Below are 14,479 nucleotides of genomic sequence, written 5' to 3' on the forward strand. Positions count from 1 at the left end.
CCTGTGCGTTATTCGGCGCCGATCGCGGCGTAGAACTGCGAGACGGCCTTGCGGTTGTACGCCGCGTAGTCGAACGCGCTCGCCGGAACGTCTCCGGCGATGAACGCGCGGAGGCCGTCCGCGACACCGGCGTCGGTCTGCGGCACCACCAGTCCGCTGCCGGCCGGCAGCGCGTTCTTGGCCGACGCGAACTCCACCGTGACGATCGGCAGCCCGAGCACGAGCGCCTCCAGGATCACCATCGGCTGGCCCTCGTAGTCGCTCGACAGCACGAAGCAGTCCGCCGCCGCCATGATCGCGTGCGGATTGCGCTGCATCCCGGTGAGGAACACCGCATCGCTGAGCCCCAGGCTCTCGATGAGCGCCGACAGGTCGTCGAACAACGGCCCTGCGCCGACGATGACGAGCCGGGTGGCCGGATGCGCGGCGTGCACCTCAGCGAACGCCCGGATCAGCCGCGCCTGGTTCTTCTCCGGCGACAGCCTGCCGACGTTGACGAACGTGGTCACGTCGTCCTGCGACTGCAGCGCGTTCGCCCACGGCGGGTTCGTGCCCGTCTCCTCGTCGAACGTCAGCTCGTGCAGGTCGGCCTGCGCGTTCTCCAGGATGTGCTCGGCGTCGACCGTGTTGAGCGCGGAGGTGAACTTCTCCGGCCGCGCGTACTCGGCGAGCCCGTCGCGGTTGATGTCCGACAGCGTCGGCGACACCGACACGAGGTGGTCGTACTGCTCGTAGAGCGTGAAGAGCTGGGTGAGGCTGTGCAGCATCTTCTTCTCGCCGCCGACCTCGCGGTGCGCATCGGAGGCCAGGTCGTTGTGCAGCCAGATCGAGCGCTCGGCCTCGGGGGAGTGCAGCAGCAGGGTCGCCCAGAACGGCCCGTAGCCGGAGAAGTCGACCACGTAGTCGAAGGTGCTCTCACCGAAGCAGCGCGACCACTCGTCGTTCCACAGCCTGTTCTGCGACGGGATGTTGGCGTGCTCCGCGATCCGCCCGCGGCGGAAGTCGAGGTGCCTGGCCAGGTGTCGCAGCTTGGCGCCGTTCATGCCGCCGACCCGCGGGAACTGGCGCACGGCGGGGTGGATCTGCTTCTGCTTGCCGATGGTGGCCTTCGATCTGCTCTGCGCGAAGAACGCCGACACGTCGAAGCGGTCGTGGTCGAGGTTGTTGAGCAGGTTCAGGGCCGACGTGGTGATGCCGTTCGGGCGCATCCCGCCGAGGTACAGCAGCAGCTTGGTGCGCCCGTCGTCGGCGAGGTCCGTGCGCAGCCGGTAGCCCTCCCTGACGCCGCGGAACACGATGTCGACGACGCGCTTCGATGCCTGGCCGTCCTCGTACGGGGTGAACCTGCGCTGCGCGGCGAGGTAACGGTCACGCCACTCCTCCGGTACCGCATCCCCGTTCCCGGCGATCGAGGCGAGGTCGTCGCCGATCTCGCGCGCCGACATCCTGGCGGGGCCAGGCCACACGTCCTGGTCGAAGTAGAGGCCGCGGGTGCCTGCGTAGTCGGCGATGTCCGGGGTGAAGAACAGGATCGGCCTGCCGGTCTGCAGGAAGTCGAAGTAGATGCTCGAGTAGTCGGTGATGAGCGCGTCCGTCACGCCGAGCACGGCGTTGGTGGGGAGCTCGTTCGGGACGAGCAGGCGTTTCAGCTCCGGCCGGTGCCTGGCGAGCTTGTGCACGCTCTGGTGCGTCTTCAGCAGCACGGCGTACCTGCTCGTGTCGATGCGCTCCTCGATCGCGGCGATGTGCTCGAGGATCTCGTCGATGTCGTCGGTGGGCCGCCCGAACGACGCGCCCTTCCAGGTGGGGGCGAACAGCACGACCTTCCTGTCGCCGAGCGGCACGCCGGCCTCGACCAGCTGGCGGCGGGTGGATGCGCGCCCAGCGTCGTCCAGGAACTGCCTGTCGATCCGCGGGTAGCCCTCCTCCACCAGCGTCCCGCGGTAGATCCCGGTGAGCTTGTACCCGGTCTCGTACATCTGCTCCGCCATGAACGGGTTGGCGGCGAGCAGGTAGTCGGCCTGCACGAAGTTGCGCACGATGTTCGCGGTGGCGAGCGCACCGTCCTCGATGTCGTATCCCATGCGCTTGAGCGGTGTGCCGTGCCAGGTGTTCAGATACACCTGGCCTTCGCGCTTGCCGAAGTCGGGAGGAAAGGTGGCGTTGTTGACCAGGTACTGGCTGGTGGCGAGCGCGCGGTAGTAAGCGGCGGAGCCGTACTTGACGAAGCTGACCCGCGGATTCCCGGCGAACTCGTCGACGGCGGCCTTGTACTGGGTGAGGTCGGACAGTGCCCAGATGTGCGTGAGGTGGGCGAGGTCGGGGGCGGCGAGCAGCTCGCGGAAGACGGCCTCGGGGTTGTCGAGCATCCCGTTGCCGGAGAAGGACTCGTAGAAGACGGACCCGATCACGATCGGCTGCCGGCGCCAGTGCGCGTGGATCTCGAAACGGGCGGCGCGCTTGACCCTGGAGGGCAGGCGTTTCAGGCGGGAGAGTCTCATCGCCCCCGAGTTTATGAGAGGGGCATAACAGTCTCCTGAGAGCGGGCGATGCGTCTGCCTAGGACGTCTGCCTAGGACTCCTCGTCGAACCCGAGCGAGAGCTTCCGCAGCAGCGACGCCAGCCGCTCCTGCTCGCTCGCGGAGAGCCCGGAGAGCAGGTCGGATTCCGCATCCACCAGCCGGGTGATCGCCGCATCCACGCGGGTGAGCCCCTGCGCTGTCATCTGCACCAGGATGCCGCGGCCGTCGTTCGGGTCGGTGCGGCGCTCCACCAGGCCGCGGGCGACCAGTCTGTCGATGCGGTTGGTCATCGTTCCGCTGGAGACGAGGGTCTGCTGCAGGAGCGACTTCGGGCTGAGCTGGTACGGCGAGCCTGCGCGGCGGAGGGCGGCGAGGACGTCGAACTCCCACGATTCGAGGTCGGAGCGGTCGAACGCCGTGCGGCGCGCCCTGTCCAGGTGGCGGGAGAGCCTGGCGACGCGGGAGAGCACCTGCAGGGGAGAGAAGTCGAGGTCTGGACGTTCACGCAGCCAGGAGTCCACGATGCGGTCGACTTCGTCGCGTGCGTCGGGCGTCCGTGCGTCAGGCATCCCCCCATGCTATTTCGTCTGGCGTCCACTCGATGGTCTGGCAAACTGTGTTGTGCGCCCGGCGCCGCATCGCACGGCACCGGATGCGGTCCGCCTTGGTGTAATGGCAGCACGACAGCCTTTGGAGCTGTTAGGTCTAGGTTCGAATCCTGGAGGCGGAGCAGCACCGCTCGCCCGATCCCTGGAGTGATATGACCGACCAGAACCTCGCCATCGTCGTGCTCGCGGCTGGACAGGGAACGCGGATGAAGTCCGCCACCCCGAAGCTGCTGCATCCGCTTGCCGGAATGCCGATCGTCGGGCACGTGCTCGCCACGGCCAAGCAGCTCGACGCCGCCCATGTCGTCTCCGTCGTCCGGCACGAGCGCGACCGGCTGGTCGAGGTCATCTCTGTCGACCTGCCGGAGAGCGTGATCGTGGACCAGGACGAGGTGCCGGGCACCGGCCGCGCCGTCGAGCTGGCCGTCGCGGCGCTGCCCGCCGACTTCAGCGGCGACGTGCTCGTGGTCAACGGCGACGTTCCGCTGCTCGACGCCGGCACGCTGCGCGAGCTGATCGAGAAGCACCGTGCCGGGGGAGCGGCCGCGACCATCCTGTCATCGTTCCCCGCCGACGCCACGGGCTACGGCCGCATCGTGCGTACGGAGAGCGGCCACCTCGACCGCATCGTTGAGCACAAGGACGCAACGGACGCCGAGCGCGAGATCGGCGAGATCAACGCGGGCATCTACCTGTTCGGGCTGTCGCAGCTCCGCGATCAGCTCGCGGCGCTCACCACCGACAACGCGCAGGGCGAGAAGTACCTCACCGATGTGATCGGCCTGCTGCGCACCGCGGGCTTCGACGTGGATGCGCTGCCCGTCTCCGAGTCGTGGCTGGTCGAGGGCATCAACGACCGCGCCCAGCTCAGCGAGGCCGCCGCCAAGCTGAACGCCCTGATCGTGCGCACCTGGCAGCTCGCCGGGGTGACCATCCAGGACCCGGCGACCACGTGGATCGACGTGAAGACGAGGCTCGCGCCCGACGTCACCATCCTCCCCGGCACGCAGCTGCGCGGCGCGACCGTGGTCGAGACCGGCGCGGTGATCGGCCCTGACACGACGCTCCTCGACTGCGAGGTCGGCGAGAACGCGACGGTCAAGCGCACGGACGGCACGCTCGCCGTGATCGGCGCAGGCGCGACCGTCGGCCCGTTCGCCTACCTCCGGCCTGGCACCATCCTCGGCGCTGACGGCAAGATCGGCACCTTCGTGGAGACCAAGAACGCGGTGATCGGCGCCGGCACCAAGCTCGCGCACTTCAACTACGTGGGGGATGCGCAGGTCGGCGAGAAGTCGAACCTCGGCGCCGGCGTCATCACCGCCAACTACGACGGAGTGAACAAGCACCGCACCGAGATCGGGTCGCACGTTCGTGCCAGCACGAACACGGTGTTCGTCGCGCCGGTTAGGATGGGTGACGGAGCGTACACGGGAGCGGGAACCATCGTCCGCAAGGACGTCCCTGCGGGAGCGCTCGCCCTCACGGTCGCTCCGCAACGCAACATCGAAGGTTGGGTCGCGCAGAAGCGGCCGGGCACCGACGCCGCCACAGCTGCGGAAGAGAGCGGAGAGTAAGTGTCAGGGATCACCACCACCGGCCAGAAGCGACTTGTTCTGATTTCTGGGCGGGCGCATCCCCGACTGGCAGAAGAGATCGCAGAGTGCCTGGGCAGCGACCTCATCCCCACGGATGCGCGCACCTTCGCCAACGGCGAGATCTACGCGCGCTTCGATGAGAGCGTCCGCGGATCGGATGCGTTCGTCATCCAGTCGCACACCTCGCCGATCAACGAGTGGCTCATGGAGCAGCTCATCATGGTGGATGCGCTGAAGCGGGCCTCTGCGAAGCGCATCACCGTCGTCGCCCCGTTCTACCCGTACGCCCGCCAGGACAAGAAGGGCCGCGGCCGCGAGCCGATCTCCGCCCGTCTCGTCGCCGACCTGTTCAAGGCGGCGGGAGCCGACCGCATCATGTCGGTCGACCTGCACGCCGCGCAGATCCAGGGCTTCTTCGACGGTCCCGTCGACCACCTCTTCGCCATGCCGGTGCTGCTGGAGCACATGAAGCGCGAGCTCGACCCGGCGGTCACGACCGTCGTCTCGCCGGACATGGGCCGCGTGCGCGTCGCCGACATCTGGAGTGACAAGCTCGGCGTGCCGCTCGCGATCATCCACAAGCGCCGCGACCCGCTGGTGCCCAACCAGGTCTCGGTGCACGAGATCGTCGGCGAGGTCAACGGCCGCGTCTGCCTGCTGGTCGACGACCTGATCGACACCGGCCGCACCATCGTCAAGGCGGCGGAGGCGCTGAAGGCGAACGGCGCGATCGGCGTCGTCGTCGCCGCGACGCACGCCGTGTTCAGCGACCCGGCCGTCGAGCTGCTGCAGAGCGACGCGATCGACTCGGTCGTCGTCACCGACACGCTTCCTCTGCCCGAGCACAAGCGCTGGGACAAGCTGACCATCCTGCCGATCGCCCCGCTGCTCGCTAACGCGATCCAGCAGGTCTTCACAGACGGCTCCGTCACCTCGATGTTCGACGGGGCGGCGTAGCAGTAGTTCTCCGCCCTCCGCGAGCGTTTCCTAGGGGAGCGCGTGCGGGGTCGACGGGATCAGGCCGAGGGGCGCCACGAACGTGGCGTCACCCTCGGTGTTGAGTGCGTAGCACTGCCAGCCCGGCCCTGCGGGCGCGAACAGTTCGAAGCGCGCCGACGAGCCCTGCGCATCCGGTGCGTAGCGGGTCACGTAGACCGAGCAGGTCTGCGTCGCCGTGGTCGACGCGATGCTGATCGTCACGAGCACGCCAGGCAGCACGAGCGCCACGAGGCCGACGATCACCACGATGCGCGTGGCGATCATCGTGCGACGCCCGCGCAGCGGTCGCTCGTCGCCCGGCTCGTATCCCACCAGCTCCGGATGCTCGTCAAAACTCACCCTCTGAGTCTCAGCCGATTGCTCCCCATCCGCAACCTCGCCTCGCTCGTCCCTCCCGCCTCCCAACAATCGAGCCGGGAGTTATGCACGCGACACGCCGGACGCACCCATAAACAAGTCCCGGCCCGATTGCCTGGGGGTCAGTGGCTGGAGCCCTCGGTCTCGATCTCGGTGCGGTCGCCGGACCAGAGGGTGTGGAAGGTGCCGTCCTTGTCGACGCGCTTGTAGGTGTGCGCTCCGAAGAAGTCGCGCTGGCCCTGGACGAGCGCGGCGGGGAGGCGCTTCACGGCGAGCGAGTCGTAGTACGACAGTGCGGCGCCGAAGCCGGGGATCGGGACGCCGGAGAGCGCGGCGGTCGCCACGACACGGCGCCAGGCGGCTTCGCCCTCCGCGACGGCGTCGGCGAAGTACGGCGCCTCCAGCAGGGTGGCGATGTCCGGGTTCTCGTCGTATGCGTCTGCGATGCGGTTGAGGAACTGGGCGCGGATGATGCAGCCGCCGCGCCAGATCTTCGCGATCTTGTCCTTGTTGATGTTCCAGCCGTACTTCTCCGCACCGGCGATGATCGCGTCGAAGCCCTGCGCGTACGCGACGACCTTGGAGGCGTACAGCGCCTTGGAGACGTCATCGGCGAACGAGGAGTCCACCTGCTGCACGTCCGGGCGGCTCTTCACGACCGCCTGCACGGCCTCGCGCTGGGCGGGCTTGGACGACACAGCGCGGGCGAACACGGCCTCGGCGATCCCGCCGACGGGCACGCCGAGGTCGAGGGCGTTCTGCACGGTCCAGACGCCGGTGCCCTTGCTGCCGGCCTGGTCGAGGACGATGTCGACGAACGGCTTGCCGGTCTCCGCATCCACCTGGCGCAGCACCTCGGCGGTGATCTCGATCAGGTAGGACTCGAGGTAGCCCGTGTTCCACTCGGAGAACACGTCGGCGATCGCGGCGGGCTCCAGGCCGCCGACCGTGCGCAGCAGGTCGTACGCCTCGGCGATGAGCTGCATGTCGGCGTACTCGATGCCGTTGTGGATCATCTTCACGAAGTGGCCGGCGCCGTCGGTGCCGACGTGGGTCACGCACGGCTCGCCCTCGGCGACGGCGGCGATGGAGGCGAGGATCGGCCCGAGCGTCTTGTACGACTCCTCGGAGCCGCCCGGCATGATCGACGGGCCCTTCAACGCGCCCTCCTCGCCGCCGGAGATGCCGGTGCCGACGAAGTGGATGCCGGTGGGGGAGATCCGCTTCTCCCGCTCGATGGTGTCCTGGAAGTTCGCGTTGCCGCCGTCGACGATGATGTCGCCGGGCTCGAATCGCTCGACGAGCTGGTCGATCACGGCGTCCGTGCCCTTCCCGGCCTGGACCATGATGATCGCCGTGCGCGGCTTCGCCAGCGACGCGACGAACTCGTCGATGCCCTCGGACGCCACGAACCCGGCCTCGGGATGCGCGGAGATCAGCTCGTCGGTGCGGGCGTACGTGCGGTTGAACACGGCGACCGTGTTCCCCTCGCGCGACGCCAGGTTGCGGGCCAGATTCGAGCCCATCACCGCGAGGCCGACGACCCCGATGTTGGCTGTTGCTTCGTTGGACACAGAACGCTCCTTCGGATGCGGCGGACGATCCGCCTGCGTAGAGATGAAGTGGGGACGCGAGATCGCGTGCGGGCCGAAACGTCCAGATCCGGACCGGAGACCATCGTTCGCGCTCCGACCCTCGCTGTTGGCGTGCGTCGAGCAGACTCCATCAGCCTACCAAGCCGCGGTGGAGGGGGAGTCAGTCGCAGAGGTCGGAGGAGACCCGATCGTCTCCGCCGACCACGATGGCCGTGACGACATCGTCGCCGTTGACCACGAAGTCGACGAAGCGGCCGTTCCCGTCACCGAGGGCGTACGCCCGCTGCCCTCCGGAGACGCTGTTGCTGCGTTCGAGGTCCGGGTACGCCTTCTGCAGCGCATCCAGGGTCGAACCGAGGCCGATCCCCGCACTGGTCTTCGGCGTCGGAGACACGGCCTGGTCGAGACCTGAGGCGTCTGCCACACGGATGCGCACCGCGGTCGTCGCGCTGCCGTCGCGTGCGACGGTGGTCACCGTCGGCTGTGCGCCGTCCGGGGTGGCGCCGGTCTGCTTCGGCTCGAGTTCGTAGCCGACGCAGCCGTCCTCGTCGATGGTCTTCGCGAATCCGGGAATCGCAGCCGTCTGGGCCGTGACGTCTCCTCCGATGGTGAGCGGCCCCATCCCGGCCCAGGTCACGAGCCAGGCGGACACGTTCGCCGGGTCGACGGGAACGGCGCTCGCGGTCTTCTGCGGGGCCGGCCGGGTCGGTGAGGCAGGGGCGGAGGTCTTCGCGGTGTCGGAGGAGTGGGTGCATCCGGTGAGCGAGGCGAGGACGAGGGCGGCAGCGGCTGCCGCCATGCTGAGTCCTGTCGCGCGCATCCACATCCCCCTCGTTCGGATAAAGCATCAATATCGCATGCGAAGCCCGTGTGCCGCCAGCGCCGTCGCGATCGGTTAGACTTGCTGATTGAACTTCGGCGAGGGATGCACGCGGTCACGCGCGCAGTCCGTAATCGACGCGGTGGAGCAGGGCTTCGCAGTCTTTCCTCACACGTCTTTCATCAGAACGATGCGTTCGAGTCGAACACAACCAGACACTGCGAGCAACGCTCGCCCGACAGCCGGGAGCGCCCGGCAAGGAGACAATCATGGCTGACGAGTCCAACAAGGTCGTTACCGAGGCACGCGAGAGCTTCGGCAAGGGCGCAGCGCGCAAGATCCGCGCAGCAGGCAAGATCCCCGCCGTCGTCTACGGTCACGGCACCGACCCCATCCACGTGACGGTTCCCGCCCACCAGGTCGGCCTCCTGCTCCGCAAGGCGAACGCGGTCCTCGACCTCGACATCGCAGGCAAGAGCCAGCTCGTCCTCGTCAAGGACGTCCAGAAGGACCCGGTGCTGCAGATCATCGAGCACCTCGACCTCATCGTGATCCGCAGCGGCGAGAAGGTCTCCGTCGAGGTCCCCGTGCACGTCGAGGGCGAGACCTACCCGGGCACCATCGCGATGCTCGACGTCCCGACCCTGCGCCTCGAGGTCGAAGCGACCCACATCCCAGAGCGCATCGTGCTCGACGTCACCGACGCCGAGGAGGGCACCCAGTTCCACGCCAAGGACTTCGTCCTCCCGGCCGGCGCCGCACTCGCGGAAGACCCGGAGCTGCTCATCCTCAACGTCATCGTCCCCGCTTCCTCGCGTGCGGACGAAGAGGCCGACGCCGCTGTCGCCGAGGCTGCTTCCGCCGCGTCGGCTGCCGCTGCCGCCGAGTCGGACGCCGAGTAACCAGCTCGATGGATTCACCCTGGCTCGTAGTCGGGCTCGGTAACCCCGGGCCCGGCTACGCCGCCACGCGTCACAACGTGGGGCAGATGGTGCTCGACGAGCTCGCGGAGCGCGGCCGTCTCACCTTCAAGACCCACAAGACGAACGCCACGGTCGCCGAGGGGCGCATCGCCCCCGGTGGACCGCGGTACATCCTGGCCAAGCCGAACACGTTCATGAACGTCTCAGGCGGGCCGGTCGCGCAGTTGCTGCGTTTCTACTCGCTCGAACCATCGCAGCTCATCGTCGTCCAGGACGAGCTCGACATCCCGTTCGACACCCTCAAGCTCAAGTTCGGCGGAGGCCACGGAGGGCACAACGGCGTCCGCGACGTGATCTCCGCGATCGGCACGGGCGACTTCACCCGTGTGCGGGTCGGCGTCGGGCGGCCCCCCGGTGCGCAGGCAGCGGCCGATCACGTGCTCAAGGGCTTCAGCAGTACAGAGCGGAAGACCCTCCCGATCCTCGTCTCCGATGCGGCGGATGCGGTCGAGCAGATCGCGTCGGACGGCATCACCGCTGCTCAGCTGCGCTTCCACACCGCTCGCTGAGACCGCGCACGGCTGGCGTCCAGCATCCACTGGACGGGCGTCCAGCGCATCCCGATGCCATCCGCAGGCTGGGCTCGTATGGTTCCGTCATGAAACTCTTCACGCGCGAGTGGGGCACAGGCGACCGCTACGCGATCCTCGTGCACGGGGCGATGTCGGACTCGCGCAACTGGCGCAGGGTCGGCCCCGGCCTCGCCGAGCTCGGCTACCACGTGATCGCGGTCGACCTCCGCGGGCACGGCAGGAGCCCGCGCGCGATCGAGTACACCGCAGAGCTGCTGGCACGGGATGTAGTCGAGACCGTCCCGGCGCATCCGGAGCTGGTGATCGGCCACTCGCTGGGCGGCCTCGCCGTCAGTCTGGCCGTCGAGGAACTGCAACCGCAGCGTGTCGTCTATGTCGACCCGGCGTTCGGGCCGAACGTGCCATGGTGGCAGCGCAAGCTCGCTCCCGCCTTCTTCCGCGCCATCGCGAGTGCGAACGCGGAGCGCATCGCCAAGCGCAATCCGCGCTGGGACCCGCTCGACGTCGCCATCGAGCTCGAGACGATGCGGGCGTTCGACCACGGCGTCGTGCCGGTGCTCGTCGGGCGCGGCTCGCTGCGCGCGCCGGTGACCATGCAGGTGCCGTCGCTGGTGGTCCTCGCTGGACGCTCGCAGCTCGTGAGCCCGCGGGCGGCGGAGCGGCTGGGCGAGGCCGGCTTCGTGGTGCGGACCGTGCCGGGGGCAGGGCACACCGTGCACCGCGACGACTACGCGGGCTTCATGCGGGCGCTCGACGGCTGGCTCTGACGCCCCACCGCCCTCGGCGGCGCGATCCGGCCATCCCGCCTGCGAGTGTCGGTGGGAGTCCGTAGACTAACGCGAGTGATACTGCAGGGCTTGATCGCAGCGCTTTCGCGCGCCTCCACGTTCGATGACGCCCTGGCCTCCGCGGCCCGTGACGCCGACTTCTCGCTCACCGACGGCCTGCGCGCCCCGCTGATCGCCGGACTGCTGCAGCGCAGAGCCGCGGCAGGCGCCTCCCAGGCCATCCTCGTGATCACCGCCACGGGACGCGAGTCCGAGTCGATCCGCGGCGCCCTCGGCTGCGTCATCCCGAACGCCGAGATCATCGAGTTCCCCGCCTGGGAGACGCTGCCGCACGAGCGGCTCAGCCCCAGCGCGGAGATCGTCGGCAAGCGCCTCACCGCACTGCGCCGCCTCGCCGACTGGGAGGCGGGGGACCGGTCGACACCGATCATCCTGGTCGCGTCCGTCCGGGCCGCCCTGCAGCCGCTCGCAGACAACCTCACCGACTACGCCGCCGTCGAGCTCGCAACGGGCGGGAGAGGGTTCGATCTCTCCGGCCTGTCCATGCAGCTGGTCGACCTGGCGTACGCGCGCGTCGACATGGTCACCCGCCGCGGCGAGTTCGCGGTGCGCGGCGGCATCCTCGACGTGTTCCCGCCGAACGGGGACCACCCGTACCGCGTCGACTTCTTCGGCGACGAGGTGGACCAGATCCGCGCGTTCTCCGTCGCCGATCAGCGGTCGCTGCCCGACCCCATCCCGTCGGTGTCGCTTCCGCCGAGCCGCGAGCTGCTGCTCAGCGAGTCTGTACGGCAGCGGGCGCGGGAGATGGAGCACGAGTTCCCGAGCATGTCGGCGATGCTCGCCAAGATCGGCGAGGGCATCCCCGTGGAGGGCATGGAGTCGCTCGCCCCGGCGCTGGTCGACAGGCTCGTGCCGCTCACCCATTACCTTCCGGACGGCGCCGCCGTCGCCGTGCTCTCTCCGGAGCGCGTCGCGAGCCGTGCCGTGAGCCTGGCCGAGACGAACCGCGAGTTCCTGTCCGCCGCGTGGAGCGCAGCGACGGTCGGTGCGGCGGCCCCCATCGACCTCGCGGCCGGCGACTTCCTCACCCTGCAGAAGCTGCGCGACTCCGTGACGTTCAGCAAGCCGGGCGAGAAGGCGCCGAACCACCCGTGGTGGACGATGAGCGGCTTCCAGGCCGACGAGGTGCTGCCGGAGGAGCGCGAGATCGAGGAGCACCTGCAGCTCCGCATCGCCGCGGAGGCCGTGCCCAGTTTCCAGGGCAACGTCACCGGGGCGATCGAGCACGTCGCATCCCGGTTGAAGGACGGCTGGAGCGTCGCCATCGTCGCGGAGGGCGCAGGACTCGTGGAGCGCGCGGCCGACGTCCTCTCCGAGGCCGAGCTGCCTGCACGCCTGGTCGAGGAGTACCCGGCGGAGCCGGAGCCTGGCATCGCCTACCTGCTGCGTGCGACGGTCGAGCACGGGTTCGAGCTCGGTGAGACCAAGCTGGCGCTGATCAGCGAGAGCGAGTTCTACGGGCGCACGGTCGGCTACGACTCCCGCCAGGTCAAGAAGCTCGCCACCAGGCGCAAGAACGTCGTCGACCCGCTGGCGCTGAAGCCGGGAGACTTCGTGGTGCACCAGACCCACGGCATCGGCAAGTTCGTGGAGCTGACCCAGCGCGAAGTGTCGAGCGGCGGCCGCAACGCGGTCAAGTCCAAGCGCGAGTACCTCGTGCTCGAGTACGCGCCGTCGAAGCGCGGCTACCCCGGCGACAAGCTCTTCGTGCCCACCGACCAGCTCGACCTGCTGACCAGGTATGTGGGCGGGGAGGCCCCTGCGCTCAGCAAGATGGGCGGCAGCGACTGGTCGGCGGCGAAGGGACGTGCACGCAAAGCGGTGCGCGACATCGCGGTGGAGCTGGTCAAGCTCTACTCGGCGCGCATGGCGAGCAAGGGTCACGCGTTCGGGCCGGACACGCCGTGGCAGCGCGAGCTGGAGGAGGCGTTCCCGTTCGCGGAGACGCACGACCAGCTGCAGACCATCGACGAAGTGAAGGCCGACATGGAGCGGCCGATCCCGATGGACAGGCTCATCTCCGGCGACGTCGGCTTCGGCAAGACCGAGATCGCCGTCCGCGCGGCCTTCAAGGCAGTGCAGGACGGCAAGCAGGTGGTCATGCTCGTGCCGACGACGCTGCTGGTGAAGCAGCACTTCGAGACGTTCCAGGAGCGCTTCGCCGGGTTCCCCATCCACCTGAGGGCGCTCAGCCGGTTCCAGACCGACAAGGAGGCGAAGGAGACGATCGACGGCATGGCCGACGGCACCGTGGATGTGGTCATCGGCACCCACAGGCTCCTCGCCGACAACATCACGCTCAAAGACCTCGGCCTCGTCATCATCGACGAGGAGCAGCGGTTCGGCGTCGAGCACAAGGACGCGCTGAAGAAGCTGAAGACCAACGTCGACATCCTCGCGATGAGCGCAACGCCCATCCCGCGCACGCTGGAGATGGCGGTGACGGGCATCAGGGAGATGTCGACGCTCGCCACCCCGCCGGAGGACAGGCACCCGATCCTGACGTTCGTCGGGCCGTACTCCGACAAGCAGGTGGCGGCGGCCATCCGGCGCGAGCTGCTGCGCGAGGGCCAGGTGTTCTTCGTGCACAACCGCGTCGGCAGCATCACCAGCCAGGCGGCGAAGCTGGCCGAGCTGGTGCCGGAGGCGCGCATCGCCGTCGCCCACGGCAAGATGAACGAGCGCGCGCTGGAGCAGGTGGTGGTGGACTTCTGGGAGCGGAAGTTCGATGTGCTGGTGTCGACAACGATCATCGAGACCGGGCTCGACATCGCCAACGCGAACACGATCATCATCGACAGGGCGGACAAGTACGGCCTGAGTCAGTTGCACCAGCTGCGCGGGCGCGTCGGGCGCGGGCGCGAGCGGGCGTACGCGTACTTCCTGTGGGACGAGAACAAGCCGCTCAGCGAGACGGCGCACGACCGGCTGTCGACCATCGCGGCCAACAACGACCTCGGCAGCGGGATGCAGGTGGCGCTGAAGGACCTGGAGATCCGCGGGGCGGGCAACCTGCTCGGCGGCGAGCAGTCCGGGCACATCGCTGGCGTCGGCTTCGACCTCTATCTGCGGATGATCGGCGAGGCGGTGAGCACCTTCCGCGGCGAGGTCGCCGAGGGGCAGACGGAGCTGCGCCTGGAGCTCCCGGTGGATGCGCACATCCCCGAGGAGTACGTGGACAGCGAGAGGCTGCGCCTGGAGGCGTATCAGAAGCTGTCGACGGCGAGCTCGCCCGCCGCGAAGGACGACCAGATCGACCTCGTGATCGAGGAGCTGACCGACCGCTACGGCGAGCCGCCGCTCGCGGTCAGCAACCTCAGCGCGGTGTCCCGGCTGCGCAGGGCCGCCCAGCGGGCCGGACTCGGCGAGGTGGTGGCGATGGGCTCGAACCTGCGTCTGGCGCCTGCCATCCTGCCGGACTCGCTCCAGGTGCGGTTGCAGCGCATGTACCCGGGCTCGAAGTACCACGCTGCTCCCAAGGTGGTCACGGTGCCGATGCCGCGCATCAACGGCGAGCCTCTCGACGACGCCGACCTGATCGACTGGGTCTCGACGCTGCTCGGCGCGCTGTTCCCGGTGCCGGAGCCCGTCGCAGAGGCCGCGTCCTAGCAGG

General features: G+C 68.8%; 11 protein-coding genes and 1 tRNA gene. 7 read left to right on the forward strand and 5 right to left on the reverse strand.

The genetic code is table 11. The features are described 5' to 3' along the window. Positions 1–8: 8 nt before the first annotated feature. Positions 9–2,501 carry a glycosyltransferase gene (locus ASE16_RS12770; RefSeq protein ID WP_055895466.1) on the reverse strand — a complete coding sequence of 831 codons (2,493 nt, stop codon included), beginning with the start codon at positions 2,499–2,501 and terminating at the stop codon, positions 9–11. Positions 2,502–2,572: 71 nt separating this feature from the next. After that, positions 2,573–3,091: a MarR family winged helix-turn-helix transcriptional regulator gene (locus tag ASE16_RS12775; RefSeq protein WP_055895468.1), complete on the reverse strand. Its 519-nt coding sequence runs from the start codon at positions 3,089–3,091 to the stop codon at positions 2,573–2,575. Between the two features lie 89 nt (positions 3,092–3,180). Between ASE16_RS12775 and ASE16_RS12780 the strand changes: the two genes are divergently transcribed. The 3 genes from ASE16_RS12780 to ASE16_RS12790 all read left to right on the forward strand — a co-directional run bounded on the left by ASE16_RS12780 (position 3,181) and on the right by ASE16_RS12790 (position 5,685). Beyond that, positions 3,181–3,252, forward strand: a tRNA-Gln gene (locus tag ASE16_RS12780). Between the two features lie 30 nt (positions 3,253–3,282). Next, complete coding sequence (gene glmU, locus ASE16_RS12785; RefSeq protein ID WP_055895471.1) at positions 3,283–4,707, forward strand: bifunctional UDP-N-acetylglucosamine diphosphorylase/glucosamine-1-phosphate N-acetyltransferase GlmU; 1,425 nt, start codon at positions 3,283–3,285, stop codon at positions 4,705–4,707. Next, positions 4,708–5,685, forward strand: coding sequence for a ribose-phosphate diphosphokinase (locus ASE16_RS12790; RefSeq protein ID WP_055895473.1), 978 nt, complete (start codon positions 4,708–4,710; stop codon positions 5,683–5,685). Between the two features lie 30 nt (positions 5,686–5,715). Here the strand turns inward: ASE16_RS12790 and ASE16_RS12795 are convergent, their stop codons facing one another. The 3 genes from ASE16_RS12795 to ASE16_RS12805 form a co-directional block, all read right to left on the reverse strand. After that, on the reverse strand, positions 5,716–6,066 hold the full coding sequence (locus tag ASE16_RS12795) for a hypothetical protein (protein ID WP_055895475.1): 351 nt from the start codon (positions 6,064–6,066) through the stop codon (positions 5,716–5,718). Between the two features lie 140 nt (positions 6,067–6,206). After that, entirely contained in the window at positions 6,207–7,658 is a 1,452-nt protein-coding gene (gene gndA / locus ASE16_RS12800; protein WP_082581428.1) for an NADP-dependent phosphogluconate dehydrogenase, read from the reverse strand. A 181-nt stretch (positions 7,659–7,839) separates the two neighbouring features. Continuing rightward, positions 7,840–8,499 (reverse strand): hypothetical protein, encoded by a 660-nt coding sequence (locus ASE16_RS12805; protein ID WP_157480371.1) that lies wholly within the window; start codon positions 8,497–8,499, stop codon positions 7,840–7,842. Between the two features lie 269 nt (positions 8,500–8,768). On the opposite strand from ASE16_RS12805, the gene ASE16_RS12810 reads away from it, so the two are divergent. From ASE16_RS12810 to mfd, 4 genes are all read left to right on the forward strand, one after another. After that, positions 8,769–9,401 (forward strand): 50S ribosomal protein L25/general stress protein Ctc, encoded by a 633-nt coding sequence (locus ASE16_RS12810; RefSeq protein ID WP_055895479.1) that lies wholly within the window; start codon positions 8,769–8,771, stop codon positions 9,399–9,401. Positions 9,402–9,409: 8 nt separating this feature from the next. Next, entirely contained in the window at positions 9,410–9,991 is a 582-nt protein-coding gene (gene pth / locus ASE16_RS12815) for an aminoacyl-tRNA hydrolase (protein WP_055895480.1), read from the forward strand. Positions 9,992–10,080: 89 nt separating this feature from the next. After that, positions 10,081–10,782 carry an alpha/beta fold hydrolase gene (locus ASE16_RS12820; protein ID WP_055895481.1) on the forward strand — a complete coding sequence of 234 codons (702 nt, stop codon included), beginning with the start codon at positions 10,081–10,083 and terminating at the stop codon, positions 10,780–10,782. A 75-nt stretch (positions 10,783–10,857) separates the two neighbouring features. Further along, complete coding sequence (mfd, locus tag ASE16_RS12825; RefSeq protein WP_055895483.1) at positions 10,858–14,475, forward strand: transcription-repair coupling factor; 3,618 nt, start codon at positions 10,858–10,860, stop codon at positions 14,473–14,475. Positions 14,476–14,479 lie beyond the last annotated feature (4 nt).

The organism is Leifsonia sp. Root227 (assembly GCF_001428745.1).
Classification (GTDB): domain Bacteria; phylum Actinomycetota; class Actinomycetes; order Actinomycetales; family Microbacteriaceae; genus Leifsonia.